Source organism: Variovorax sp. RCC_210, from assembly GCF_041355175.1.
In the GTDB taxonomy this organism is placed as follows: Bacteria; Pseudomonadota; Gammaproteobacteria; order Burkholderiales; family Burkholderiaceae_C; genus Variovorax.
Genome location: NZ_JBFUPJ010000001.1, coordinates 1102584 through 1129244, shown reverse-complemented (window position 1 = coordinate 1129244; position 26661 = coordinate 1102584). Strand labels below are relative to the sequence as shown.

Genomic DNA, 26661 nt, shown 5'->3' with positions numbered 1-26661 from the left:
CCGGGAGACAAATACCCGCATGTCACCAGACAACCCCCTCACGCCGCCGGCCGCCCCTACTCCCCTGACCACGCTGACCGTCTTCTTCGGCTTCCAGCGCGTCGCCCAGGGCAGCAAGGCCGAAGTGATCGAGCAACTGCGCCGCCGCGACGACCCCGGCCCCTACCTCGCGTTCGACGACCAGACCGGCGAGCAGCTCGACCTCGACCCGCGCGAGCTGCACGCAAGGCCAGCGCCGAACATCGCGACAACGCCGAACCATGGCGCGGCACCCGCCCACCGCGACGACGCCCCGCGCGGCGTTGGCCGGCCCAAGCTGGGCGTGGTCGCGCGCGAAGTCACGCTGCTGCCGCGCCACTGGGACTGGCTGGGCCGCCAGCCCGGCGGTGCATCGGTCGCCTTGCGCAAGCTGGTCGACGACGCGCGCCACGTGCACGCCGACCGCGACACCGTGCGCGCCGCGCGCGAGGCCACCTACCGCTTCATGACCGCCATCGCGGGCAACCTGCCCGGCTTCGAGGAAGCCACCCGCGCGCTGTTCGCCGGCGAGGCACCGCGCTTTCAGACCCTGATCGAACCCTGGCCCGCCGACCTGCGCGCGCACCTGCAAAAACTCTCGGCCGCCGGCTGGAACACCCCTCAATGAGAACAACACCCGAAACCACCGGCGGCAGCAGTGCCGCCGGCCAGAGCGGCCTGCAAGGCGTGCCCGTGGCGCCCGTCAATTCACCGCGCCCGCTGTGGAAAGTCTTTCTTTTCTTCCTGGCGCCGATGCTGCTCAGCAACATCCTGCAGTCGCTGTCGGGCACGCTCAACAACATCTACGTGGGCCAGATGCTGGGCGTGCGCGCGCTGGCGGCGGTGTCCAGCTTTTTTCCGGTGATGTTCTTCTTCATCGCCTTCGTCATCGGGCTGGGCGCGGGTGCGTCGGTGCTCATCGGCCAGGCCTGGGGCGCGCGCGATGTCGCCAAGGTCAAGGCCGTGGCCGGCACCACGCTGTCGGTGGGCATCCTCATGGGCCTGCTGATTGCCGTGTTCGGCGGCATCTTCACCACGCCCATGCTGGCCTCGCTGGGCACGCCGCCCGACGTGCTGGCCGACTCCACGCGCTACGCCCGCATCATGCTCATCGCCATGCCGGGGCTGTTCGTGTTCCTGATGTCCACGGCCATGCTGCGCGGCGTGGGCGACACCATCACGCCGCTGTTCACGCTGGTCATTTCCACGCTGGTGGGGCTGGTGGTCACGCCCGCGCTCATTCGCGGCTGGGGCGGCCTGCCGCAGCTGGGCGTGGCCAGCGGTGCCTGGGCCACGGTGCTGGCCTTTGTGCTGGCCACGCTGTGGCTGGGCTTCAGGCTGCGCCAGCGCAAGAGCCCGCTGGCGCCCGATGCCGAATTCTTCCGCAACCTGCGCATCCAGCCGCAGCTGCTGAAGGCGGTGTTGAAGATCGGCGTGCCCACGGGCGTGCAGATGATCGTGGTGGCGCTGGCCGAAGTGGTGCTGCTGTCGATGGTCAACAGCTACGGCTCCAACGCCACGGCCGCCTACGGCGCGGTGAACCAGGTGGTGGCGTACGTGCAGTTCCCGGCCATCTCGATCGCGATCACCACGTCGATTTTGGGTGCGCAGGCCATCGGTGCCGGGCGCGCCGACCGGCTGGGCGCCATCGCCAAGACCGCGTTGCTGATGAACCTGGTGCTCACCGGCGGGCTGGTGCTGCTGGGCTACCTGTTCTCGCGCCACCTCATGGGCTTCTTCATCACCAGCGCGCCGGTCATCGAGATCGCGCAGACGCTGCTGCACATCATGCTGTGGAGCCTGGTGCTGTTCGGCATGGCGTCGGCCCTGTCGGGGATCATGCGGGCCAGCGGCTCGGTGCTGGTGCCCACGCTGATCTCCATCGTCTGCATCCTGGGGGTGGAGGTGCCGGTGGCGTATGTGATGAGCCATCGCCTGGGGCTGGACGGCATCTGGATCGCCTACCCCGCCACCTTCGGCGCGATGCTGCTGCTGCAGACCGGCTACTACCAGCTGGTGTGGCGCAAGAAGGCGATCCACCGGCTGGTGTAGCCCCCGCAAGTTCAGGCCCCGTCGAAGGCCTTCTTCACCTCGGCGATGTCGAGCTTGACCATCTTCATCATCGCCTGCATCGCGCGGGCGGCCTTGGCCGGGTCCTTGTCCTGGAACATGCGGATCACCGGCGTGGGCGCGACCTGCCACGACACGCCGAAGCGGTCGGTGAGCCAGCCGCACTGCACCGGCTTGCCGCCGCCTTCGAGCAGCTTGTTCCAGTAGTTGTCGACCTCGGCCTGCGTCTCGCACCTGACGTACATCGAGATGGCCGGGTTGAACTTGTACTCGGGCCCGCCGTTGAGCACCATGAACTCCTGCCCGTCGAGCTCGAAAGTGGCCGTGAGCAGCTGGCCTTTCTTGGCGGGGTTGACGTCGCCCCAGAGCAGCGTGTCGGTCACGCGTGAGTTGGGGAATATGGCGCTGTAGAACTTCAGCGCATCCTCGCCGTTGCCGTCGAACCAGAGGCAGGGAACGATCTTCTGCATGGGGTCTCCTTTTGCGTTGATGATGAACCGGAGAGTTCAGTATCAAGGCCTCCGGAGGGGCGTGTCAACCTGTGCGAAACCCGTCAGCAGGAAGTTGTCATGCGCTGCAGACCCACCGGCAGCACCACGCGAAACCCCACGCCACGCCCCGGCGCGAGCCCTTCGGTGATCGAGACCTGCCCGCCCATGCGGTGCACTGCCTGCATGACGATCGCCAGCCCCAGCCCCGAGCCGCTGGCCTGCTGCGCGGCACCGTCCGCGCCGCGGTAGAAGCGCTCGAACACCCGCGCCTGCTCCGCCGCCGGAATGCCCGGCCCATCGTCCACCACCGAGAGCATCAACCCCTCGGCTTCCTCGCGCAGCGTGACGGCCACCTGCGCGCCGTCCTGCACATAGCGGATGGCGTTGTGCAGCAGGTTTTCCAGCACCGACTGGAAAGCCGGCACGTCGATGTCGGCCTGCAGGCTGTCGGGCGCGTCGAAGGCCAGCTCGATGCCGCGCGCCATCGCCTGCGGCACCGCCTGCGCGATGAGCTGGCGCGTGAACTGCGCCAGGTCGATGCGCCGGGGCGCGGCGCCTTGGGCGTCGTCGAGCAACGCCAGATCGAGCAGCTGCTGCGTGAGGTGCGAGGCGCGCGCAATGGCCTGCTCCAGGTGCAGCTGGGCGCGCTCGCGCTCGGCGGCGTTGGCGGCGCCCGCCAGCGCATGCGCCTGCGCCGCGATGACCGCCATGGGCGTGCGCAGCTCGTGCGCCGCGTCGTGCACGAAAGCGCGCTCCTGCGCCACCTTGTCGCGCAGCTGCTGCAGCATGCGTTCGAGCGCGGCGGTCAGCGGCTTCAGCTCGGCATACGGCGGATCGAAGCCGATGGGCGACAGGTCGGTCTTGCCGCGCCGGGCGATGCGGTCGGCCAGCTGCTGCAGCGGCCGCAGGCCGTGGCGCACCGCGAACCACACCGGCAGCAGCACCAGCGGAAACGACAGCAGCAGATGCGGCAGCACCCGGCCCGCGTTGCGCTCGACCACCCAGGCGCCGGTGATGGGCGGCTCGGCCAGGTGCAGCGTCCAGCGGCCGGCGTCGCTGCCGTAGACCCAGTACGGCGAACCGCCCAGGTCGGCCTCCGTCACCTGCCCCAACGGCCCTTCGAGCTGCCGGGCGCCCAGGTTCGGCGACGCGTACACCAGCCGACCGTCGCGGCCTTCGTGCCCCTCGCGAAGTTGCATCAGCGTGCTGCCGCCCGGGTTGCCGCTGATGCGCAGCGTGTCGAACTGCGTGGCCGCGGCCTTCATGACCGTGAGGGCCTCGGCCTCGTCCTTCACCTCGTGCAGCGACGCCGTGAGCGCGCGGCCGAGCTTCTTCAGCCCCTGGTCGACGGCCAGCTGCTGGCGGAACTGGATGTAGAAGTACAGCACCAGCATCGCCCACACCAGGAAGAACGCCGCCAGCAAAGCGAGCAGCACGCGCTGGCCGATGGTGGGCCGTGCCCAGCGCCGCAGCATGGCCAGCGCCGCCGTCATGACGCCAGCATGTAGCCCACGCCGCGCACGGTGTGCACCATGGTGCTGCCGATCTTGCGCCGCAGGTTCGACACGTGCACCTCCACCGCCGCGAAGTCCAGCGGTTCGCCCAGCGGCTCCAGCCGTTGCGCCAGCACGCCCTTGGCCACCACCGCGCCGGGCTCGCGCGCCAGCTCCAGCAGCAGCTTGAACTCGCGCGGCGACAGGTCCAGCGGCTCGCCGTGCAGCGAGGCCGTGTGGCGCCGTGGTTCGATGGTCAGCGGGCCCAGCGCCCAGGCTTCGCTGGCCTGGCGCGCCGAGCGGCGCAGCACCGCGCGAATGCGCGAGATGAGCTCGGCCGTGGCAAACGGCTTGATGACGAAATCGTCCGCGCCGCCGTCGAGCCCGGCCAGCCGGTCTTCCACCGCCGAGCGCGCGGTGATGACGATCACCGGCAGCGCGCTGCCCTCGCGCCGCCAGCGCGCCAGCAGGTCGAAGCCGTTGCCGTCGGGCAAGGAGAGGTCGAGCAGAACGCAGTCGAACACCGCGGCGTCGGGCACGCGGGGCGCATCGGCGGCACGCCGGCGCCACTCGCTGCTCAGGCCGTCGACCTTCAGCGCGGCCTGCAGGGCGCGGCCGAGGTCGAGGTCGTCTTCGATCAACAGGATGTGCACGGGCGCGATTGTGCGGGAGCCGACCTTTGGCATTGCCAAAGGTTGGGCCGCACAGAATCCGGTCACACAAGGAAGGGAACCGGAGACATGAGAAACACGCAACGATCACTTCGCCACCGCATCGCGGCCATGGCGCTTGCCGCGGGCGCCCTCGCCCTGCTCGGCGCCTGCGCCACCGCGCCCACGCACCCGGCGCTGGTCGCCGCCCAGAAGAACGACACGCTGCCGCCGCTGGTGCCCCTGCGCCGCTTCGTGGCGAACATCGATGTGGTCAGCGGCCATGTGCTGTCGCCCGACGGCCAATGGCTGCTGTCGACGCAGACGGTGGGCACCGACGTGGGCCTGGGCGTGCGCCGCACCGCCGATGCGGGCGAACCCGGCGGCAACGGCACGCGCACCTTCGCCACCGGCACGCTGGCGCGGTCCTTCATCTCCGGCCCCACCTACAGCTGGCTGCGCGACAGCCGCCACATCGCCTACCTGAAGGACTTCACCGGCGACGAGAACACGCAGATCTTCGTGCTCGACACGCAGTCGCCCAACGAAAAGCCGTGGGCCGTGTCGCCCGGTGCCGGCATCCGCTCCACCTTCGTGGGGCCCGGCGCGCCCGGCAGCGCGCGCTTCTTCTTCGCGAACAACCAGCGCGAGCGCTCCAGCATGGACCTGTTCGAGGCCGACGCCCGCACGCGCACCGTGCAGGAGGTGGCGCGCAGCGAGCCCGGCAGCCGCGTGGTGGGCTGGTTCATCGACGCGCAGCGCGAGCTTTCGGGCCGCATGCGGCAGCTCGGCGAGGTCGACGGCTCCGACTTGCTGCTGGAACTGCGGCAGCCCGACGGCAGCTGGCGCGCCTTCAAGACCGTGCAGGCTTTCGACAGCTTCTGGCCGCAGCGCATCGACCATGCCGCCGGCAAGCTCTGGGCGCTGACCAACGTGGGGCGCGACAAGGTCGTACTGGTCGAGGCCGACCTGGCCACCGGCAACGAGAAGGTGCTGGCCGAGAACGCCGAGGTCGACCTCGATTTCGGCGTGTTCCCGCCGCAGCAGGGCGGCCCGCTCGCCTATGTGTACGAAACGGGCAAGCCGCGCATCGAGTACCTGGAGCCCACGCTGGGCAACGACGTGTCCGACGCCGTGAAGAAGGCGCGCCAGCGCGGGTGGCTCACGGAAGAACCCGTCATCGCACGCCCGTGGGGCATGACCGAAGACCGGCAGCGCATGGTGATCGGCGCAGTCACCGAGAACGGGGGCGTCGAGCTCCTGTGGGACCGCGGCACGCAGCAGGTGCAGCGCCTGAGCCCGGCGCGCCCGCCGACCAACGACATCTTCTCGCCCATGGAGCCCTTCTCGTTCAAGGCCTCGGACGGGCTGACCGTGCACGGCTACCTCGTGCGCCCGCGCGGCGTGCAGGGCCCGGCGCCGCTGGTGGTCGACATCCACGGCGGCCCGTGGCTGCGCGAGCGCTGGCGCCCGGCCAGCTACAACGGCACGCAGATGCTGGCCAACCGCGGCTACGCCGTGCTCAACGTGAACTACCGCGGCTCGACCGGCTACGGCCGCGCCTTCATGATGGCCGGCGCCCGCCAGACCAACGACCGCCTGCAGCGCGACATCGCCGAGGCCGTGCAATGGGCCATCGACCAGGGCGTGGCCGACCCGCAGCGCATGGCGGTGCTGGGCGCGAGCTTCGGCGGTTATTCGGTGCTGGCCCAGCTCATTCAGAAGCCGCACGACTACCGTTGCGGCGTCGACATGGTGGGCGTGGCCAACTGGCCACGCGTGATCGAGAACTGGCCGCCGTTCTGGCGCAACCGCCACTACTTTGCCCGGTTCTTCGGCGACGTGAACAAGCCCGACGAGCGCGCGCAGATGCTCGCCGACTCGCCCATTTCGCAGATCGACCGCATCACCGCGCCGCTGCTGGTGATTCATGGCGGCAACGACGTGCGCGTGCTGCGGCAGGACTCCGACGACGTGGTTGCCGAACTGCGAAGGCTGGGCCGGCCGGTCGAGTTCCTGGGCTTCCCCGACGAGGGCCACGGCGTGCGCAAGTGGCGCAACCGGCTCGCGCAGTCGCGCAAGATCGAGGACACCCTCGCCACCTGCCTGGGCGGGCGCAGCAACGGCTTCGACTTCTACGAGCTGATGCCGCGGCAGCAATAGCGCTCGCCAGGGTTGCCACGGCCCCGCATCACCAGCGGCGCGGCGGTGGTGGTCGGTGACCAGGTTGCGTGCGGTGCGGTAGCGCGAGGCGCGCGGGTCGCGCACCACGCTGCCGATGCGCTGCGCCTCGACGCAGCCTAGAACCCGTACAACGCCGCCGGGTTGTCCACCAGGATGCGGCGGCGCGTGTCGTCGCTGGCCGCCCAGTCGAACAGCAGGTCGTACAGCGGCGCGCTCTGCGGCCGCGGGTCGCGCCCCGGGTGCGGCCAGTTGCTGGCCCACAGGCAGCGCTCGGGAAAGGTCTCGGCCAGCGTGCGCGCCAGCAGGCTCACGTCGTCGTAGCCCGGCGCACCGGTCTTCGAGGTTTCATACGGCGCCGAGAGCTTGATCCACACGCGCCCCGAATCGATCACGCGCAGCAGCGACTGGAACGACGCGTGGCTGGGCGCCACCGGCTCCAGGAACTTGCCGTTGTGGTCGAGCACCAGCCGGCACGGCAGGCGCTTCAGCACCTCTTCGTGATCGGGCATGGTGCGGCCGTCGAGCTGCAGGTTGACCATCCAGTCGGCATGGGCCAGGCGCGCAGCCATGGGTTCGAGCGACTCCCAGCCCAGCACGCCGCCGATCATCATGTAGCGCACGCCGCGCATGCCGCCCGCGTGCAGGCGCTCGATTTCCGCGTCGGCCACGTCGGGCGCCACCAGCGCGATGCCGCGCGCGCTGTCACCGAACTGGGCCAGCGCGTCGAGCGTGCAGCTGTTGTCGAAGCCGTAGCCCGTGGGCTGCACGACCACCGCGCGCTCGATGCCCAGCGGCACCTGCACCTGATCGCGGTAGACCGACACCGGCGAATGCGGCGGCACCCACGCGACGTTCGGAACCAGCGCGAAGCGGTCTTCGTAGATGTGGACGTGGCAGTCGCAGGCGCCGGGGTAGCGCGTGTTCCGGGTGGGTTCCATGGGTGCTTCGTGAGGAGTTTCTGGGGAGTTCGTGGGTGGGCGTGAAGGAGATCGACAAATTCAGGCAGTCCCGCCGAAGGCCTGTCGCCAGCGGTACGCCTCGGCCGCGTTCACCGCGCCCTTCGGCGCCCTGCCCTTGAAGATCTCGGCCAGTTGCGACACGGTTTCCATCGCCTGGTGCTCCACGGCGGGCGGCGTGAGCCCGCCGATGTGCGGCGTGGCGATGACGCGCGCGTGCGCCGCGACGCGCGGCGACGGCATCTGGTCGGGCGCGCGGCCCACGTCGAGCGCGCAGCCGGCGATGGTGCCGGCGTCCAGCGCGGCGAGCAGCGCGTCTTCGTCCACCAGGTTGCCGCGCGAGGCATTCACGAAGAAGGCGTGCGGCTGCATGGCGGCAAAGGTGCGCGCGTTCATCAGGTTTTCGGTCGCCTCGGTGGCGGCGGCCAGGCAGACCACGAAGTCCGATTGCGCGAGCAGCGCATCGAGCCCGGTCTCGGCCAACTCGGCGCGCCCGGTGCGCGTGAACGGGTCGTGCACCACCACGCGCATGCCCAGCGCCAGCGCGATGTCGCACAGGTAGCGGCTGATCTGCCCGTAGCCGATCACGCCCAGCGTGCTGCCGCGCAGCTCGCGCCCCATCACCGGCACCACGTGGCGGCCCGCGTGATAGCCCTCGGCCGAGGCGCTCACGTGGCGGCCCAGGTCGATCATCACGCCCACGATCCACTCCGCCACCGAGGCGATGAAGCCCGCGCTGGCCTGCGTCACCAGCACGCCGTGGCGGCTGGCCGAGGCCAGGTCGATGTTGCGGATGTCGATGGCGCAGCGCACGAAAGCCTTCAGCTGCGGCAGTGCCGAGAACAGCGCCTCGTCGCCCACCGTCTGCCGGTACGACACGATGGCGTCGCAGCCCTGCGCCAGCTCGGCGAGCTCGCGCGAAGACAGGTCGGTGTCCGTCGGGTTGAAGCGCACGTCGCTCACCTGGGCGCTGGCGCGCAAGGCGGCAATGGCGCGGTCTCCGAAGTAGTGGGCGAGCTTGCTTTGCGGATGGCTGACGAAAACCGTGGTCATGAAGGAAATGAAAGAAATATGGAAACAAGGAAGCGTTGCGTCAGTCGCGCGGCGGCGCCACCGACTCGCGCGCCACCAGCGTGGGCGCGAAGACGAACTCCTGCGTGGCGATCGACGGGTCGGCCAGCCGGCTCATCACGCGCTCGACCATCACCTGCGCCATCTCGGGCACGGGCACGCGCACCGAGGTCATGGCCGGGTGCATCAGCGTGGACAGGAACACGTTGTCGATGCCGATGACCGACACGTCCTGCGGCACCGACAGCCCCGCGTCGCGAAAGCCCGCCATCAGCCCGAAGGCCAGCAGGTCGTTCACGCCGATCACGCCGGTGGGGCGCTGCTCGCGCCGGGCGATCAGGCCGGCCTGCATGCGGCCCAGCTCGCTCATCATCGAGTCGCCGTACTCGTCGACCGGCAGGCCCTCGACCACCTGCGCGCTGGCTTCGAGGCCCGCCGCCTTCGCCGCGGCGAGAAAGCCCGCGATCTTCTCGTTGCGGCTCATGGTGCGGCCCGAAGGCGTGACGAAGGCCAGCCGCCGGTGCCCTTGCGCGATGAGATGCTGCGTGGCGATGCGCGACGACTCGAAGCTGTCGACCGTCACGTGGTCGATCACCGATGCACCCGACGCATCGGGCGTGGCCCGCCGGTCGTAGCTCACCACCACCAGCCCGCGCTCGGCCGCGGCCTCCACATGCTGCTCGTCGACCAGCGACGAGATGATGATCACGCCGCGCACGCCGTGGGCCATCAGGTCCTCGAAGAAGTGCGCCTCCTTGGCGGCGTCGCGGTAGGTGTTGCCGATCATGATGCGAAAGCCGTAGCGCTCCTGCGCCAGCGTTTCCACCTCGCGCGCGATGAAGCCGTACATCGGGTTGGCCATCGACGGCACCAGCAGGCCGATGAGCGGCGTGTGCCCCGTCTTCAGTTGCCGCGCCGAGGTGTTGGGCCGGTACTTCAGCTCGCGGATGGCGGTCTCGACGCGCTCCAGCGTCTCCTTGGCCATGCGGTCGCTGCGGCCGTTCAGCACGTTCGACACGGTGCTGGTGGAAACGCCCGCCCGCTGGGCTACATCGCTGATTCTGCTCACGGCATCCTTCCTGTTCGTCTCTCTGTTGTGTGCTCACATGCCCATGCGCGTCGGCAGCCATGTGGAAAACGCCGGCACCAGCACCAGCAGCACAAGGGTAACGAACAACACGGCCAGGTATTTCATCATCGGCCGCGCCACGTCCTTCACCTGCGTGCCGGTGATGGCGCAGGTGGCGAACAGGCCCAGGCCGACCGGCGGCGCGAACAGCCCGAAGCCCATGGCAATGACCATGACCGTGCCGAAGTGCAGCGGATTGACGCCCAGCTGCGAGGCGATGGGTGTCAGCAGCGGCCCGAAGATGATGAGCGCCGGCGCCCCCTCCAGGATGGCGCCGAACACGATCATGATGAGCACCGACAGCATCACGAACATGGTGCTGCCGTACGAGTGCGCAAAGCCCACCATGAACTCCGACAGGTACTGCGGGATCTGCTGGATCGTGAGCGCGAACGACAGGCTGGACGCCGCCGCCACGATGAACAGGATGCCCCCCGCCATCGACGCCGAGCGCACGAAGAGCCGCGCGACCGACTTCACGGTGAGTTCGCGAAACGCCAGCCACCCCACCACCAGCGCGTACACCACGGCAAAGGAAGACACCTCGGTCGAGGTCGCGATGCCCGAGGTCACGCCCTTGCCGATCATGGCCACCATCACCAGCGCCACCAGCGCGCCGCCCAGCAGGCGGAAGGTGGGCGTGCGCACGTCGAAGGCCTCGTCGGGGTTGATCTTGGTGCCCACGTAGATCGTCACCGCCGCCAGCGACACCGCCATCACCACCGCGGGCACCAGCCCCGCCATGAACAGCCCGGCGATCGAGATGTTGGCCACGAAGCCCATGATGATCATGTTGATGCAGGGCGGAATGGTCTCGGCCATCACCGCGGTGCAGGCCAGCAGGCCGGCGGTCTCGTTCGGGTCTTGCCGGGTCTTGCGCACGGCCGGCATGATGATGCCGCCCACCGCCGCGATGTCGGCCAGCTTGGAACCCGACACGCCCGAGAAGAAGGCCGTGGCCGTGATGGTGATGAGCCCCAGCCCGCCGCGCAGCCGCCCGAACATGCGCAGCAGCAGCTCGATGAGGCGCGACGACATGCCGTTGGCCTCCATCAGCAGGCCCGCCAGCACGAAGAACGGAATGGCCAGCAGCACGTAGTGGTCGGTGCCCGCCATCACCTGCTGCGAATACACCAGCATCGGCAACGACGGGTCGGCCATGAAGAACACCAGCGACGACAGCGCCAGCACGAAGGCAATGGGCATGCCCAGCGCCATGCCGCCGAAGAAGCCGGCCGTGAGCAGCGCCCAGGGCGGTATGGCGTGCTCGCTGTTCAAGGTGTTCCAGGCGACCACCGCGGCCGTTGCCACCACCACCGCGCCCAGCGTGCCCCACACCATGCGCCGCGGACCGTTCACCGCGTTGGCCAGGCCGAACAGCGTCATGAACAGGCTGCCGATGGCCACCGGGTACACGTAGATCCACTGCGGCAGGCCGATGGAGGTGGTCATGTTGTACGAGTCGACCAGCAGCTCGCACGACGAGGCAAAGAGGCTGCCCGACACGCCCACGATGATCCAGCTGCCCAGCTGGATGAGCGCCGGCTGCCAGCGCGCCGGCAGCATGCCGCGGAACAGGTCCACGCCCACGTGCTGGCTGCGCGCCAGCACCGTGGCCGCGCCGAAGAACACCTGGATCACCATCAGCGCGCGCGCCACCTCCTCGGCCCAGTCGAAGGGGTCGTGGAGAAAGTAGCGAAAGATCACCGAGACGAACACGACCACCACGTCCACCGCCAGCACCGCGCCGGCCACGTACTCGGTCATGCGCATCAGCCAGGCGAGCCAGCGGCCGGTGGCGTGGCTGGCGTCGAAGCCGGTGGCCTGTTCCAGCGGCAGCAGCGGTTGCACGGGAAGCGAAATGCTCGACATGGCCGCTCAGGCCCGCGCCGCGTTGATGGTGGCGAACAGCGGCCCGGTCTCGGGGTACTGCCTGGCGAAGCCGGCCCAGAGCTTGGCCTCCATTTCCTTGCGGACCTGGTCGCGCTCGTTCTTCGCCATGGGCGTGAAGCCGATGCCCAGCTTCTTCAGCTCCTCGACCACCTGCTGCGTGCGCTCGTTGCCGATCTGGCGCTGCTGCAGCGTGGAGTCGGCCGCGGCCTGCAGGAAGGCCGGGCGCAGCGCGGCGGGCACGCGGTCCATCGCGCGCTTGCCGGCCACGCAGACCATGGGGCTGAACAGGTGCTCGGTCATCCAGCAGTGCTTGACCACCTCGTTGAGCTTGTTGGCCAGCACCGTGCCCGCGTCGTGCTCGAAGCCGTCGACCACGCCGGTCTGCGCCGCCATGTAGAGCTCCCCGAACGAAATGGGCGTGGGGATGGCGCCCATGATCTTGAAGGTCTCGATGAAGGCCGGCGTGGGCAGCACCCGCAGCTTGACGTTCCTGATGTCGGCCAGCGACTTCACCGGCTGCTTGGTGTACACGTTGCGCGCGCCGTAGTGCGCGCCCCAGGTGATGATCTGGCAGCCGGTGCTCTTCACCAGCATGTCGTTCAGCTTGGGGCCCACGCCCGCCTCCACCGCGCGCGACACGTGGTCGTAGCTGTCGAACAGGTAGCCCAGGTCGAGCATGCCCAGCTGCGGCGTGACCGTGGCCCAGATCGACGAGCCTGTGAGCATCATGTCGATGGAGCCCACCTTCACCTGCTGCACCACGTCGCTTTCCTTGCCGAGCTGGTTGTTGGGAAAGTAGTCGATGCGAATCTGCTCGCCCACCGCCTTCTTCAGGTTGGCCTGCATCAGCTGCGACCACGCGAAGTGTGACGAATTGAGGTCGGCCACGTGCGAGGACGACAGGCGCAGCGCCACCGTCTTCTGCTGCGCGAACGCGTGCGGCGAGAAGCCCGCCGTGGCCGCGGCCAACGACAGGGCGGACGATGACTGGACGAACCTGCGGCGTGAAATCGGGGTCATGGTGTTGTCTCCTGTGGGTCGATGGCCCATCTGTTGTTCGTGGATCGGGTCGTGCTCGGTCGCTTGGTGCAACGATTTACTGTATCGATACACAAGAACGACGGCAATGCGCTCGCGGTAGGTGTTTTCCTTCGTAAACGAGGTAAAGCCGCCCAGGCCCGCAACGCGAAGGCCGGCGCAGAATGAACCGGCCAAAGACGCTTCAGGAGCTGCATGACGCTTGCCAAACCCGATACATCCGCCACGCCCTCGACCCTCGCTGCAACCACGATTGCCCGCGCCTACGCCGTCCAGATGCACGGCGACCAGAAATACGGCACCCACCCCTACGTCTTTCACCTGGACGCCGTCGTCGCCCTCCTCCAGCCCTACGGCGACACGGCGCAGGTCATCGGCTACCTGCACGACGTGGTCGAAGACACCGAAGCCACCGTCTCGCAGGTGCAGGAACGCTTCGGCGACCTGGTCGCGCGTTGCGTGTCGCTGCTGACCGACGCGCCCGGCGCCAACCGCAAGGAGCGCAAGGCCAAGACCTATGCGGCGCTGGCGCAGGTCACGGGGGACGAAGAGCTCGCGCTGGTGGTGAAGGCGGCCGACCGGCTGGCCAACGTGCGCGCCTGCGTGGCCGACGGGCACCGCGCGCTGTGGGACACGTACCGCGGCGAGCAGCCGACCTTTCGCGCCGCCGCGTTTCGCGCGGGCCAGTGCGATGCGCTGTGGGCGGAGCTCGACGCCCTGCTGCTGCCGGAACGCGCGCCGACGTGACCGGCTAGACCTTGGAGGGCTTCGATGGACGGACCGGGTTCGAGAACTTCATCGCCCCGTCTTCCAGCGCCCCGAAGCGCAGGCTCAGCAGGTCCCGCGCGTAGTTCTGGTGCACGCGCCACGGCGTGCGCGAACCCTGCTTCGGAAACCTGCCGACCGCGCGCGTCACATAGCCCGAAGAAAAATCCAGCCACGGCTGCGGCGCCAGCGCGGGGTCGTCGTTGCGCGGCGTGCACTGCCGCCAGCCATGCTTGCGCATGTGGTCGAGCAGGCGGCAGACGTAGGTGCAGGTCAGGTCGCTCTTCAGCGTCCACGAGGCGTTGGTGTAGCCGAAGGTGGAGGCCAGGTTGGGCACGTCGCTGAACATCATTCCCTTGTAGTTGAAGGTGGCGGCGGGGTCGACACGGCGGCCGTCCACCTCGAGCTGCACGCCGCCCAGCACCTCCAGCTCCAGCCCCGTGGCCGTCACCACCAGGTCGGCCTGCAGCTCCCGGCCCGACTGCAGCCGGATGCCGCCCGGCGTGAAGGTGTCGATGTGGTCCGTCACCATCGACGCGCGGCCGGATTTCAGCGCGGCGAACAGGTCGCCGTCGGGCACCAGGCACACGCGCTGGTCCCACGGGTTGTAGCGCGGGGTGAAATGCGTGGCCACGTCGTAGCCCGGCCCCATGGCATGGCGCACGCCACCGACGATCAACCGCTTCACCCGCTCCGGCCGGCGCCGCGCCAGCTTGAAGAAGAACATGCCCAGCAGCACGTTCTTCCAGCGCGTGATGCCGTAGGCGAGCCGGGCCGGCAGCACCCGCCGCAGCGCGCCGGCGAGCCCGTCCTTGGCGGGCCGCGCCACCACGTAGGTCGGCGAGCGCTGCAGCAGCGTGACGTGCGCCGCACTGGCGGCGAGCGCGGGCGCCAGCGTCATCGCGGTGGCGCCGCTGCCGATGACGACCACCCGCTGCCCGCTCACGTCGAGCCCTTCGGGCCACTGCTGCGGATGCACGATGCGCCCGCCGAAGTCGGCCGTGCCCTTGAACGCGGGCGTGTAGCCGGCGTCGTAGCGGAAGTAGCCGCTGCACAGGAAGAGAAAGTTGCAGCGCAGGCGCACCGGCAGCCGCTCGGGGCCGAGCTCGGCGTCGACCGTCCAGCAGGCGTCGGGCGTCGACCAGGCGGCGCGCACCACGCGGTGGTTGAAGCGAATGTGGCGCTCGATGCCGTGCTGCGCGGCGGTGTCGCGCAGGTAGTTCAGGATGGCCGGGCCGTCGGCGATCGACTGGGGCTGCGTCCACGGGCGGAAGCGGTAGCCCAGCGTGTACATCTCGGAATCGGAGCGCACGCCCGGGTAGCGAAACAGGTCCCAGGTGCCGCCGCTGCGCTCCCGCCCTTCGAGGATGGCGTAGCTGCGCCCCGGGCATTTCGCCTGCAGGTGGCAGGCCGCGCCGATGCCCGAGAGGCCGGCGCCGACGATGAGCACATCGACGTGTTGTTCCTGCTGCATCGACATGGAAAGCTCCTTATGTCTTGCCGGGGCTTCCTTCAGCGGGCCCGCCCCGGATCGTCAGCCACGCGCTCGCGGCACTCAGCACCGCCAGCGCCGCGCCCACCAGCATCACCCAGCGAAAGCCCGCCACGAACGACTCGGCCACCGCACGCTTGACGGCCGCGGCGGTGGCGGCGTCCAGCCCCGGCGGCACCGCGGCGCCGGCCAGCTTGCTGCGCTCGCCTTCCAAAAACGCCGACACCTGCGCGGAGGCGCCCATGTCGCGCAGGTGGCCGGCCAGCGCGGCGTCGAAGGCCCAGGCCATGATCGCGCCGAACACCGCGATTGCCAACACCGCCGCCGCGCGCGACACCGCGTTGTTCACGCCCGAGGCCACGCCCGCCAGGTCGGGGCCGACAGCGTTCATGACGGTGGTGGTGAGCGGCGCCACCGTCACCGTCATGCCGAAGCCCAGCACCACCACCGCCGGAAAAAACCCGCTCCAGTAGCTCGCGCCCACGCCCGGCAGCGCGAACAGCGCGAAGCCCACCGCGGCAATCGACGGCCCGACCACCAGCGGCATGCGCGGGCCGAAGCGGTCGACCAGCTGCCCGGCCCAGCCCGAGAGCGTGAACATGGTGAAGATGAAAGGCAGCAGCGCCGCGCCCGCGACCGTGGCCGAGTAGCCCTGCACCTGGATCAGGTTGAGCGGCAGAAAGTACAGCGCGCCGCCCAGCGCCGCGTAGAGCAGCAGCGTCAGCAAGTTGGCGCCGCTGAAGTTGCCGATGCGCAGCAGCGCCAGCGGCAGCATGGGCGAGCGCACCTTGCGCTCGGCGGCGAAGAAGCCCACGCTGCCCGCCACGCCGATGGCCAGCGCCGCGAGCACCGCCGGCGCGCGCCAGCCCTGCGTCGGCCCCTCGATGAAGGCGTAGACGATGCCGCCGAGCCCGGCCGTGGCCAGGAGCGCGCCCCACCCGTCGAGCCCGCCGCCGGCCGAGGCGCCCCGGCTCTCGGGCACGTGCCGCCACACGATCCACAGCACGCCGAGCGCCATCGGCACGTTGATGAGAAAGGCCCAGGTCCACGAGAAGTGATCGACCAGGAAGCCGCCGAGCACCGGCCCCACCGCGGCCGTGATGCCGCTGAAGCCCGACCAGGTGCCGATGGCCTTGCCGCGCTCTTTCTCGGGAAACGACGCGCTGATGAGCGCCAGGCTGCCCGGCACCAGCATCGCCCCGCCAACGCCCTGCACCGCCCGCGCCGCGATCAGCTGGTGCACGCTGCCCGCTAGCGCGCAGCCCACCGACGACAACGCGAAGATGCCGACCCCGATTGCGAAGATGCGCCGCCGCCCGTAGTGGTCGCCCAGCGCGCCGCCCACCAGCAGCAGCGCCGCGAGCAGCAAGGCATACGACTCGACCACCCATTGCGCCTGGAAGGCGGTGGCGTGCAGGTCGGCCTGGATGGCGGGCAGCGCCACGTTGACCACCGTGCCGTCGATGAAGGCCATGCTGGAGCCGACGATGGCCGCGGCGAGCACCCAGGGCTTGGACGCCGCGGGGCAGCCGCTGTCCCCGGGGCGCACGCCGTGCAGGATCAGCGTGTCGTCGCAGGGCGCCTTGCCGATCTGTGCCATGAGGTCTCCTTGTGGTGGGATGCCCTGTCTTGTGCCTTCCCTCTTCAAGAGAAGGTGGGATGGGGGCATCTTCCGACGGGATGCCGCGCATGTACAGGCGCCGTCGTGCCCCCACCCCGGCCCTCCCCCAGAGGGGGAGGGAGAAAGTCAATTGCTCAGCCCGTCGCGATCTTGCATTTGCCCCTTCCCCCTCTGGGGGAAGGCTGGGATGGGGGCATCTCCCAACTGGAAGCCGCGCACCCACAAGCGCAGCCGCAAAAACTCACCCCCTCAACCAGCGCAAGCAGTCCCCACCGGATTCGCCCGCGCCGCCGCCACACTGCGCGCCATCGCCGCTGCAGCCGCCGACGTCACGCGCTGCGCCCCCTGCGCCACCGCGTCCATCCCGCTGCCCACCGCTTCGCCGAAATTCGCCTGGCACACCACGGTGCGCGCCTCGTCGGAGCGCCGCAGCGTCCAGCTGAAGCTGGCGTCCACGCGCCCGCCATCGACCGCGTCGAACTGCCGCAGCTGCACGGCCACCCGCCACACCGGCTGCGAGGTCTGTCGGCCGCCCTTGGTCACGTCGAGCGCGCCCAGCCTTGTGGAAATGCCGCTCGACAGCGCATCGCGCAGCTCATTCTCGAAAGACGAAGCCCAGCGGTGCTGCTCCAGCACCTCGACCTGCACGCTGCCGTTGGGCTGGCGCACCACCATCTGCGGGCGCGCGAAACGCTCGGGCACGGCCACCGGCGCCAGCTCGATGTACAGCGGCGCGGCGCTGCCCAGCGTCGAGGGCGCGGCATCGGCCGCGGCCACCGGGCTGGCCAGGGTGTAGTAGTTGTCGGGCTTGCTGGCGCAACCGGCGAGCGTCGCCATTGCAACCAGCGCGGCCGCCAGCGCGGGGGTGGCGCGGCGTGTGAGGAATGCGGGGGTCTTCTTCATTTCTTGTCGTCCGGTTTGCCGCGCAGCAGCGACTCGGGGTGGCGCTCGAGGTAGTCGGTCAGCACACGCACCGAGCCGGCCGCGCGCGTGAGTTCCTGCAGCGTCTGGCGCATGTCCTGCTGCAGCGGCGAGTCGTCGGCCAGCGTGCGCTCGGCGGTGTTCACGGTCTTGCGCACGTCCTTCATGGCCGCGGCCAGCTCGGGCGTGACGTCGCTGTTGATGCGGTTGACGGTCTGCTCGGCGGCGGTGAGCGTCTTGTTGAGCGTGGCCAGCGTGGTGCGCAGGTCGGTCGCGATCTGCTCGTAAGGCACCTTGTTGAGCTTGGTCGCAATTTCCTGCACCTGCGACTGGATCTCGTCGAGGCTGTTGGGCACGGTGGCCAGCTCGATCGGGTTTTTGGTCACGTCCACCTTGGCGCCCGGCGCCTTCGGGAAGAAGTCGAGCGCCACGTAGACCTGGCCGGTCAGCAGGTTGCCGTTGCGCAGCTGGGCGCGCAGGCCCTTCTCGGCCAGGAAGCGCAGGCGCTCCTGCTGGGTGGCGCGCGTCTCGGGCTGCTCGGCGCCCGCGGTTTCGCGGCGGCGCAGGCGATCGGGGTACACCTGCACCAGCACCGGCATGCGGAACTCGCGCTCGGCGCGGTCGAACTCCACGCCGATCGACTTGACCTCGCCGATCACCACGCCGCGGAAGTCGACCGGCGCGCCCGGCGCCAGGCCGCGCAGCGACTGGTTGAAGTACATGAGCAGCGTTTGCGAAGGACCGTCGGGCTCCTTCATGGCGGTGGCCTCGTCCTGCGCGAGCGTGAACGACGCGTTTTCCTTGGCCACCGGCCCCATCACGCCTTCGGGCGCCTGGAAGGCGATGCCGCCCAGCAGGATGGTGGCCAGCGACTGCGTGCGCAGCGTGAAGCCGCTGGCGCTCAGCTGGGCGTCGATGCCGCTGGCCTGCCAGAAGCGGGTGTTCATGCCCACGAACTTGTCGTACGGCGCGTTGACGAACACGCGCATGGTCACGCCGCGGCCGTCGCCGTCGAGCTCGTACGCGGCCACCTGCCCGACCTTCACGCGCCGGTAGTACACCGGCGAGCCCACGTCGAGCGAGCCCACGTCGTTGGCGCGCAGCAGAAACTGCTTGCCCGAGTCGTCGCGCGTGACGATGGGCGGGGTTTCCAGGCCGGTGAACTCGCCGGCGGTTTCCTTCGACACGCCCGCGTCGGCGCCGATGTAGGCGCCCGACAGCAAGGTGTTCAGCCCCGAGATGCCCGAGGTGTCCAGCCGCGGGCGCACCACCCAGAAGCGCGAGTCGCTGGCGGTGAAGCCCTCGGCGTCCTTGTTGAACTGCACCAGCACGCGCACGTGGGAGCGGTCGCGCGCCAGGCGCAGGTGCGTGACCAGGCCGATCTGCACGTCCTTGTACTTGACGGCCGTCTTGCCGGCCTCCAGGCCCTCGGCGGTCTTGAAGGTGAGCACGACCTCGGGGCCGCGCTCCATCAAGATGCGCGCCACCAGCGTGATGCCGACCAGCGCCGCCACGATGGGAATGAGCCAGATCAGCGAGGGCAGCCATTCGCGGCGCCGCGTGACGCGCGGCTTCGGCAAGGCTGGCCCGGCGGCCGGTGTGGGGGCCGCCGGCCGCTCCTGGGGTTGGTCTTCTTCACTCATGCTGGTTTACGGTCCCTGTTGTCATGTGCCTGCGCCATCGTCTTGTCCTGCAATGTGTCCTGGGTGGGCTTGCTGTCCCAGGTGAGCTTGGGGTCGAAGCTCAGCGAGGCGAGCATGGTCAGCACCACCACCGAGCCGAAGGCCGCGATGCCCACGCCCGCGGTGATGACCGCGAAGCCCTGGATCTGCACCAGCCCCGTCAGCAGCGACACCACGAACACGTCGAGCATCGACCAGCGGCCGATGATCTCGATGATGTGGTACAGCTTGGCCCGCTCGTGCTGGCGCCAGCTGCTGCCGCGCTGGGCCGTCACCACAAGCAGGAAGAGCACCGCCAGCTTGAACAACGGCACCAGGAAGCTCGCGATGAACACGATGGCGGCCAGCCCGTAGGCGCCCGACACCCAGAAATAGATCACCCCGCTCAGGATGGTGTCGTACTGCGCGCCGAACAGCGTGCGCGTGATCATCACCGGCAGCAGGTTGGCCGGGATGTACATCACGCAGGCCGCGAGCAGAAAGGCCCAGGTGCGCGTGAGGCTCTGCGGCTTGCGCGTGTGCATGTGGGTGCCGCAGCGCCCGCAGGCGTCGCCCTCCTGCGCGTCTTGCCACACGGCGGCGCAATGCCGGCAGGACATGAGGCCGAGCGAGGCCGCAGTGGCAACGGGCGCGGGTTCTTCGTCTTCGTGGGTGTCGCCGGGGGCGGCGGCCTCGTTGGCTTGATTGCGGCGCCGAACGAAATCGAACAGCCTCATGACGCTGCCCCGTTCTCTTGCGTGACCTCTTCGCCCTGCGCGTCCTTCGGCCTGAACGCCATGCCCCAGAACGCGCCCGGGTTGAACGACAGCACCGAGGTGAGCAGCACCGTGAGCGCCACGAAGGCCCACAGCGCCGGGCCGGGCACCACCGTCGCCATGCTGGAGAGCTTCACGATGGCCACCAGCACGCCGAGCAGGAACACCTCGATCATTCCCCACGGCCGCAGCGACTGCATGGCGCGCACCAGCAGCGCGAAGCCCACGGGCCGGTGCGCGCGGCTCAGCGGCACCAGCAGATAAGCCAGGATGCACAGCTGCAAGAGCGGAAACAAAATGGTCGTGGCCAGCACCAGCAGCGCCACCAGCGACATGCCCTCCGCACTCAGCGCCACCACGGCGCCGGCCAGCGTGGTCTGGCTGGTGAGGCCGCGCAGCTCGATCTCCACGATGGGAAACAGGTTCGCGATGGCGAACATGATCAGGCTGGCCACCGTCAGCGGGAGGATGCGGCGCTCCTGGCGGCCGGGGTGGCGGTCGAGTTCCGTGCCGCAGCGCGGGCAGCGCGCCACGTCGCGCGGGTGCAGCGGCGCACGGCTGTAGAGCGCGTCGCAGCCGGGGCAGACCACGGTGTCAGGTACTTCCTTCATGGGTGAGTACCCTAACCCATTCAATTGCCGTGGCTTGTCGTCTTGAGCCGCAAGGTGCTGAAAACCGCCGCCACCGCGGCAAAGCTGGCGGCCAGCACCAGCGCCACCACCGGGCCGTGCCCGCCGTGCGGGCTCCACAGGCTGAAAACCGCCGCCAGCACCACCGCGCCCAGCGTCTGGCCGGTGAGCCGGGCCGTGCCCAGCATGCCGCTGGCCGCCCCGCTGCGGTGCGCCGGCGGCGAGGTCACGATGGTGTGGTTGTTCGGCGACTGGAACAGCCCGAAGCCCAGGCCGCACAGCGCCATGCGCCAGGCGATGTCGGCATTGCCCGGGTGCGCCGGCAGCGCCGCGAGCAGCGCCAGCCCCGAGGCCAGCAGCGCCAGGCCGATGCCGCCCAGCAGCCCGTCGGGGTAGCGGCCGATGAGCCGCCCCGCAATGGGCGCCATCACCACGATGGCCAGAGGCCACGCCGTGATGAGCAGGCCCGCCTCGATGTGGCTGCGCCCGTACACCTCCAGCAGCAGGAACGGCAGCGCGATGTACGCCAGCATCTGCGCGCAGAACGCGGCCACCGAGGTGCCCATCGAGAGCGCGAACACCGGAATGCGCAGCAGGTCGATGGGAAACAGCGGCACCGCCTGCTTGCGCTGGCGCATCAGGTAGACAACCCCCACCGCCACACCGGCCGCCAGAATGGCCCAGGCCGACGCCTGCGAGCCCACGGAGCCGCCCGCGCCGGCCGCGCCCTGCACCGGCCCTTCGCGCACGCCCAGCCGGTCCACGCCCAGGAACACCAGCGAGAACATCAGGATGTTGAGCGTCACGTCGACCGGCGAAAAGCGCAGCCCCGCCGCCGGGGCCACGCGGTTGAACGGCAGCGCCCGCATGCCCAGCGCGAAGGTGACGATGCCCAGCGGCACGTTGATGGCGAAGAGCCACGGCCACGAGGCCACCGACAGAATGGCCGCCGCCACCGAAGGCCCCGCCACCGACGAAGTGGCCACCACCAGCGAGTTGATCGCCATGCCCTTGCCCAGCTGCGACGACGGGTACGTGAGGCGCACCAGCGCCGCGTTCACGCTCATGATGCCGGCCGCGCCCAGCCCCTGGAAGGCGCGCGCGGCAATCAGGGTGCCCAGCGAGTTGGCGAAGGTGGCCGCCAGCGACGACAGCGTGAACACCGCCATGCCCACCAGGTACACGCGCCGGTAGCCCACCAGGTCGCCCAGCGAAGCCAGCGGCAGCAGCATCACCAGCGTGGCGATCTGGTAGGCGTTGACCACCCAGATCGACTGCGACGGGCTGGCCTGCAGCTCGCGCGCGATGCCCGGCAACGCCAGGTTGACGATGGTGCCGTCGAGCACCGCCACGATCAGCCCGAGGATGATGACCAGCATGGCCCAGCGGCGCTCCGTGGGGGCGAGGCCGTCGATGGGCTCGCCGTGCGGCTTCGTGTGTTCGGCCACCGGGAGCGTGGCGCCTGCGCGTACCGTGTTCATCAGGCTTGCCGTGTCCTTTGTTGTGGTGTGGAAGCTGGCTTGGCGGTCGGCTCGGAGCGCACCCCGCCCAGTGTGAGCCAGGTGAGCACCCCGGCGATCAGCGCGCCGGCGGCCATGCCGGCCACCATGGGCAGCGGCCGGCCGTCGGTGAACAGGCCCACCACCGCCATGGCCAGCGCGCCCGTGAGCATCTGCAGCGTGCCCAGCAGCGCCGAGGCGGTGCCGGCAATGGCGCCGTGCATTTCGAGCGCCAGCACGCCGGTGGTCGGAATCACCAGGCCCATGAAGCCCGAGGCAATGAAGTACAGCGCAATCAGCACCCACATGCTGTCGCCGCCGGCCGCGAAGTACACGAACATCGCCACCATTGCCACGCCGCAGCACACCACGCCGAACTTGACGAGGTTGACCAGCCCGTAGCGCTCGCCCAGCGCGCCGGTGAACTGCGACGCCGCGATGAAGGCGGCCGCGTTCACGCCGAAGGCCACGCTGTACAGCGCGGGCGAAAGGCCGTAGTGGTCGATCATCACGAACGACGAATTGGCCAGGTAGGTGAAGAAGCCCGCCAGCGCGAAGCCACCGATGAACACCAGGCCCAGGTAGTGCCGGTCGCGCAGCAGCAGCCAGTAGGCCGCGAGCGCGCTGCCCAGGCTGCTTTCCACGCGCTGCGAGGCCGGGCGCGTTTCGTCGAGCAGCTTCACCGTCATGGCCAGGCCCGCCACGGCCGCGATGGTCACGGCCCAGAACACGCCGCGCCAGCCGGCGAATGCGATCACCACGCTGCCCGCGAGCGGCGCGAGGATGGGCGACACGCTGAACACCAGCATCAGCAGCGACATGAGCCGCGCCGCGTCGGTGCCGGTGTGCAGGTCGCGCACCACCGCGCGCGGAATGGCCATGCCGGCCGCGGCGCCCAGGCCCTGGACGAAGCGCAGCACGATCAGCGTCTGGATGTCAGTGGCCATCGCGCAGCCCACGCTCGCCAGCGCGAACACCACCAGCCCCACATACAGCGGCGGCTTGCGCCCGAACATGTCGGACACCGGGCCGTACAGCAGCTGGCCCGCGCCCAGCGAGAGAAAGAACGCCGTGAGGCTCATCTGCACCGCGCCGATGTCGGCCCGCAGGCTCTGCCCGATGGCCGGCAGCGCCGGCAGGTACATGTCGATGGCGAAAGGCCCGATGGCCGAGAGCAGGCCCAGCAACAGGGCCATCTTGAAGAAAGGAGAAGAACGCATTGGCCCGATTGTCGCCAACGGCGCCAATCGGTGCAGGCGTGGGGCCTCGGGCCCGGCGCGCTAATTCTGTTCGAAGAATCGGTTGCCGGGGCGCGGCAGGCCGAGGTTCTCGCGCAGCGTGCGGCCTTCGTATTCGCGCCGGAAGATGCCGCGGCGCTGCAGCTCAGGCACCACCTTGTCGACAAAGGCGTCGAGCCCGCCGGGCAGCCACGGGAACATCACGTTGAAGCCGTCGCAGCCCTCGCTCTCCAGCCATTCCTGCATCTGGTCGGCAATGGTCTGCGCCGTGCCGACGAACGCCAGGCCGCCGTAGCCGCCCAGGCGCTGGGCCAGCTGGCGCACGGTAAGGCCTTCGGCGCGCGCCAGCTCGACCACGCGCGCGCGGCTGCTCTGGCTCGCGTTGGTCTCGGGCACGTCGGGCAGCGGGCCGTCGGGGTCGAAGCTGGAGGCGTCGTGGCCCAGCGCGATCGACAGCGACGCGATGGCGCTGTCGTAGTGCACCAGGCTGTCGAGCCGGGCGCGAATGGCGCGAGCCTCTTCCAGCGTGTCGCCGACCACGACGAACGCGGCCGGCAGGATCTTCAGGTGGTCGGGGTCGCGGCCGATGCGGCGCATGCGGCCCTTGATGTCGGCATACAGGCTGCGCGCCGCGGCCAGCGTGCCGGGCGCGGCGAACACGGCCTCGGCGGTCTCGGCCGCGAGCTGGCGCCCGGCTTCCGACGCGCCGGCCTGCACGATCACCGGCCAGCCCTGCACCGGCCGCGCGATGTGCAGCGGCCCGCGCACCGACAGATATTTGCCCTTGTGGTCCAGCACATGCAGCTTGGCCGGGTCGAAGAAGCGGCCGCTGTCCACGTCGCGCTCGAAGGCGTCGTCGGCCCAGCTGTCCCACAGGCCCGTGACCACGTCGTAGAACTCGCGGGCGCGCGCATAGCGCTCGTCGTGCTCCATGTGGTCGTCGCGCCCGAAGTTCAGCGCCGCGTCGGGGTTGGAGGTGGTGACGATGTTCCAGCCCGCGCGCCCTTCGCTCAGGTGGTCGAGCGAGGCGAAGCGCCGCGCGATGTGAAAGGGCTCGTCGAAGGTGGTCGAGGCCGTGGCCACCAGGCCGATGTGCCGCGTGTGCTGCGCCAGCGCCGACAGCAGCGTGAACGGCTCGAACGACGTGACGGTGTGGCTGCGCTGCAGCGCCTCGACCGGCATGTTCAGCACCGCGAGGTGGTCGGCCATGAAGAAGGCGTCGAAGCGCCCGCGCTCCAGCGTTTGCGCAAGCTGCTTCAGGTGCGAGAAGTTGAAGTTGGCGTCGGGCCACGCGCCCGGGTAGCGCCAGGCGCCGGTGTGGATGCTCACGGGGCGCATGAAGGCGCCGAGGCGCAGCTGCTTATGGGGGCCTTCGCCGGAACCCTTGCCAGAACTCATTGCGCCGCCTTCATTTGCCCGCGGGCCAGAACACCAGCGCGCGCAGCTCGATGCTGCGCCGCGCGGGCGCCTCGCGCGAACCGGTCGGGTCTTCGAAGGCCATGTGCGCCGTGTAGCGCGCGACGTCTTCGCGCGAATCGAAAATCTTCAGCAGCAGCGCCTCGTCGGGCCGCAGCCGCGGAAACCAGTACCAGCTGTGTCGGGGGTTCCAGGTGAACGAATAGGTTTCGCCCACCTTGTCGGGGTAGACCAGGTCGCTGGGCACCAGGTCTTCGGGCGAAATGGAGCGCGCGTCGCACAGCGCGAGCGGCAGCCGCTCCACCGTGGCCAGCGGGCGCCACAGGTTGACGATGGCAAAGCGCTGCTGCAGCCGCGCCTCGGCTTCGTCGGCCGGCAGGTGGTCGTGCACCCGGCGCCGCGCGGAGGCCGGCGTCTGGTCGTTGTGCACCCGGCGCACCGGCTCGCGCAGCTCGGCCGTGCGGCGCGAGCCCTGCGCGCTGTCGCGCAGCGTGTGGTCGAACACCACGATCTTCTCGGCGCCGGTCACGTCGCGCAACAGGGCTTCGGCCTCGCGGTAGTAGATGTCGCGGATGGTGGCGTCGTGCGAAAAATCGGCCACCACGCTGCGGTGCGAAATCTGCGTGAAGCCGCTGCGGTCGAGCGACAGTTCGTTCAGCGCCACCAGCGGGCGGCCGTCGCGGATGGTCACGCGGCGCGCCTCCAGCTCGCCGGTCACCCATGGCGTGCCGGGCGGCGGCTCGAAGGTGTAGCTCACGGGCCGGCCCTGCCCCGCTTTCAGGTAGTTGAGCTCGGCCTCCACGCCGGGCAGTGTCGCGGCCAACATCTGGCCATTCGAGCCAACGCCCGATCCCCCACTCGATCCGCTGTTCGATCCGACGCTCATGCGCTCTGACTCCTGAGAATTCTCAAAACGGTTCCTTGAACGGACGCAGGTCGAGTTCCTGCGTCCACGCGCTGCGGTGCTGCACATGCAGCTGCCAGTAGCTCTCGGCAATGGCCTCCAGCTGCAGCAGCCCGTCGTCGCCGGCCTGCGCCACGCGCTGCGGCGCGCCGGCACGCAGCCGCTCGCCGTCGATGCCGCCGTCGATCACCACATGCGCCACGTGCACGCCCTGCGGGCCGAACTCGCGCGCCAGGCTCTGGCTCAGCGAACGCAGGGCCGCCTTGGCCGCGGCGAAGGCCGCGAACGGCGGCTTGCCGCGCAGCGCCGCCGTGGCCCCGGTGAACAGCAGGCTGCCGCGCCCGCGCGCGCCGTTGGCCTCGAAAGGGTTGGCCAGCAGGCCGCCGAGCGCCTCGTGCCCGAAGATGAAGCCGCCCAGCGCGCTGGTGCGCCAGGCCTGCGTGAACTGCTCCACCGACAGCTCCAGCGTGGGTGCGCGCGCGCCGGTCGAGGCGTTGAAGATGGCCACGGTGAGCGGGCCCAGCGCCCTCACCTTCTGCGCGATGCCGTGTATCTCGGCCTCGCTCGCCACGTCGCCCGCGAAGGCATGGGCACGGCCACCGGCCGCCGCGATTTCGCGGGCCACGGTGTCGAGCTGCGCCTGCGTGCGGCCGGTGAGCGCGACGACGAAGCCTTCGGCCGCGAAGCGCCGCGCCAGCGCGGCACCGAGGCCGGCGCTGGCGCCGACACCGGCGATCCACGCCACA

23 protein-coding genes are annotated in these 26661 nt (G+C 69.8%); 4 read left to right on the top strand and 19 right to left on the bottom strand.

Annotated features, from left to right (window positions below):
* The first annotated feature begins 19 nt into the window (after positions 1-19).
* Both AB6807_RS05365 and AB6807_RS05360 read left to right on the top strand, forming a co-directional pair.
* Positions 20-646, top strand: a complete 627-nt coding sequence (locus AB6807_RS05365) for a DUF2239 family protein (protein ID WP_371083765.1) — start codon at positions 20-22, stop codon at positions 644-646.
* Entirely contained in the window at positions 643-2070 is a 1428-nt protein-coding gene (locus AB6807_RS05360; RefSeq protein WP_371083764.1) for an MATE family efflux transporter, read from the top strand. Before AB6807_RS05365 ends, AB6807_RS05360 begins: the two co-directional genes overlap by 4 nt.
* Before the next feature lie 11 nt (positions 2071-2081).
* Here AB6807_RS05360 and AB6807_RS05355 read toward each other — a convergent pair whose 3' ends face one another.
* The 3 genes from AB6807_RS05355 to AB6807_RS05345 form a co-directional block, all read right to left on the bottom strand.
* Complete coding sequence (locus AB6807_RS05355; RefSeq protein WP_371083763.1) at positions 2082-2558, bottom strand: VOC family protein; 477 nt, start codon at positions 2556-2558, stop codon at positions 2082-2084.
* An 83-nt stretch (positions 2559-2641) separates the two neighbouring features.
* The gene (locus AB6807_RS05350; RefSeq protein WP_371083762.1) at positions 2642-4072 is read right to left on the bottom strand and encodes an ATP-binding protein; all 1431 of its coding nucleotides are present in this window, start codon (positions 4070-4072) and stop codon (positions 2642-2644) included.
* A complete protein-coding gene (locus AB6807_RS05345; RefSeq protein WP_371083761.1) occupies positions 4069-4725 on the bottom strand; it encodes a response regulator in 657 nt (218 codons plus the stop codon). Before AB6807_RS05345 ends, AB6807_RS05350 begins: the two co-directional genes overlap by 4 nt.
* A gap of 87 nt (positions 4726-4812) precedes the next feature.
* Here AB6807_RS05345 and AB6807_RS05340 point away from each other — a divergent pair, with 87 nt between their 5' ends.
* The gene (locus tag AB6807_RS05340; RefSeq protein WP_371083760.1) at positions 4813-6885 is read left to right on the top strand and encodes an alpha/beta hydrolase family protein; all 2073 of its coding nucleotides are present in this window, start codon (positions 4813-4815) and stop codon (positions 6883-6885) included.
* 137 nt (positions 6886-7022) lie between these two features.
* On the opposite strand, the gene AB6807_RS05335 is transcribed toward AB6807_RS05340, so the two are convergent.
* From AB6807_RS05335 to AB6807_RS05315, 5 genes are all read right to left on the bottom strand, one after another.
* Positions 7023-7844: an amidohydrolase gene (locus AB6807_RS05335; RefSeq protein WP_371083759.1), complete on the bottom strand. Its 822-nt coding sequence runs from the start codon at positions 7842-7844 to the stop codon at positions 7023-7025.
* A 60-nt stretch (positions 7845-7904) separates the two neighbouring features.
* Positions 7905-8915, bottom strand: a complete 1011-nt coding sequence (locus AB6807_RS05330) for an NAD(P)-dependent oxidoreductase (protein ID WP_371083758.1) — start codon at positions 8913-8915, stop codon at positions 7905-7907.
* Positions 8916-8955: 40 nt separating this feature from the next.
* Positions 8956-10002 (bottom strand): LacI family DNA-binding transcriptional regulator, encoded by a 1047-nt coding sequence (locus AB6807_RS05325; protein WP_116907778.1) that lies wholly within the window; start codon positions 10000-10002, stop codon positions 8956-8958.
* Positions 10003-10035: 33 nt separating this feature from the next.
* Positions 10036-11835, bottom strand: coding sequence for a TRAP transporter large permease subunit (locus AB6807_RS05320; protein WP_116907890.1), 1800 nt, complete (start codon positions 11833-11835; stop codon positions 10036-10038).
* Positions 11836-11940: 105 nt separating this feature from the next.
* Entirely contained in the window at positions 11941-12975 is a 1035-nt protein-coding gene (locus AB6807_RS05315) for a TRAP transporter substrate-binding protein (RefSeq protein ID WP_371083757.1), read from the bottom strand.
* Between the two features lie 213 nt (positions 12976-13188).
* Here AB6807_RS05315 and AB6807_RS05310 point away from each other — a divergent pair, with 213 nt between their 5' ends.
* Positions 13189-13740, top strand: coding sequence for an HD domain-containing protein (locus tag AB6807_RS05310; protein ID WP_371083756.1), 552 nt, complete (start codon positions 13189-13191; stop codon positions 13738-13740).
* Positions 13741-13744: 4 nt separating this feature from the next.
* Here the strand turns inward: AB6807_RS05310 and AB6807_RS05305 are convergent, their stop codons facing one another.
* From AB6807_RS05305 to AB6807_RS05255, 11 genes are all read right to left on the bottom strand, one after another.
* Complete coding sequence (locus tag AB6807_RS05305) at positions 13745-15238, bottom strand: flavin-containing monooxygenase (RefSeq protein WP_371083755.1); 1494 nt, start codon at positions 15236-15238, stop codon at positions 13745-13747.
* Positions 15239-15248: 10 nt separating this feature from the next.
* Positions 15249-16850 carry an MFS transporter gene (locus AB6807_RS05300; protein ID WP_371083754.1) on the bottom strand — a complete coding sequence of 534 codons (1602 nt, stop codon included), beginning with the start codon at positions 16848-16850 and terminating at the stop codon, positions 15249-15251.
* Positions 16851-17120: 270 nt separating this feature from the next.
* Positions 17121-17774: a membrane integrity-associated transporter subunit PqiC gene (locus AB6807_RS05295; RefSeq protein WP_371083753.1), complete on the bottom strand. Its 654-nt coding sequence runs from the start codon at positions 17772-17774 to the stop codon at positions 17121-17123.
* Positions 17771-19435 carry an intermembrane transport protein PqiB gene (locus AB6807_RS05290; RefSeq protein ID WP_371083752.1) on the bottom strand — a complete coding sequence of 555 codons (1665 nt, stop codon included), beginning with the start codon at positions 19433-19435 and terminating at the stop codon, positions 17771-17773. The genes AB6807_RS05295 and AB6807_RS05290 overlap by 4 nt, the downstream gene beginning before the upstream one ends.
* Positions 19432-20190, bottom strand: a complete 759-nt coding sequence (locus AB6807_RS05285) for a paraquat-inducible protein A (RefSeq protein WP_371083751.1) — start codon at positions 20188-20190, stop codon at positions 19432-19434. The genes AB6807_RS05290 and AB6807_RS05285 overlap by 4 nt, the downstream gene beginning before the upstream one ends.
* On the bottom strand, positions 20187-20840 hold the full coding sequence (locus tag AB6807_RS05280) for a paraquat-inducible protein A (RefSeq protein WP_116907782.1): 654 nt from the start codon (positions 20838-20840) through the stop codon (positions 20187-20189). Before AB6807_RS05280 ends, AB6807_RS05285 begins: the two co-directional genes overlap by 4 nt.
* A gap of 20 nt (positions 20841-20860) precedes the next feature.
* Positions 20861-22339: an MFS transporter gene (locus AB6807_RS05275; RefSeq protein WP_371083750.1), complete on the bottom strand. Its 1479-nt coding sequence runs from the start codon at positions 22337-22339 to the stop codon at positions 20861-20863.
* Entirely contained in the window at positions 22339-23577 is a 1239-nt protein-coding gene (locus AB6807_RS05270) for a multidrug effflux MFS transporter (protein ID WP_207786625.1), read from the bottom strand. The genes AB6807_RS05275 and AB6807_RS05270 overlap by 1 nt, the downstream gene beginning before the upstream one ends.
* 60 nt (positions 23578-23637) lie before the next feature.
* Positions 23638-24993, bottom strand: a complete 1356-nt coding sequence (locus tag AB6807_RS05265) for an LLM class flavin-dependent oxidoreductase (RefSeq protein WP_371083749.1) — start codon at positions 24991-24993, stop codon at positions 23638-23640.
* Between the two features lie 10 nt (positions 24994-25003).
* Entirely contained in the window at positions 25004-25837 is an 834-nt protein-coding gene (locus AB6807_RS05260; protein WP_371083748.1) for a CmcJ/NvfI family oxidoreductase, read from the bottom strand.
* A gap of 82 nt (positions 25838-25919) precedes the next feature.
* A complete protein-coding gene (locus AB6807_RS05255; protein ID WP_353506503.1) occupies positions 25920-26660 on the bottom strand; it encodes an SDR family NAD(P)-dependent oxidoreductase in 741 nt (246 codons plus the stop codon).
* Position 26661: the final 1 nt, after the last annotated feature.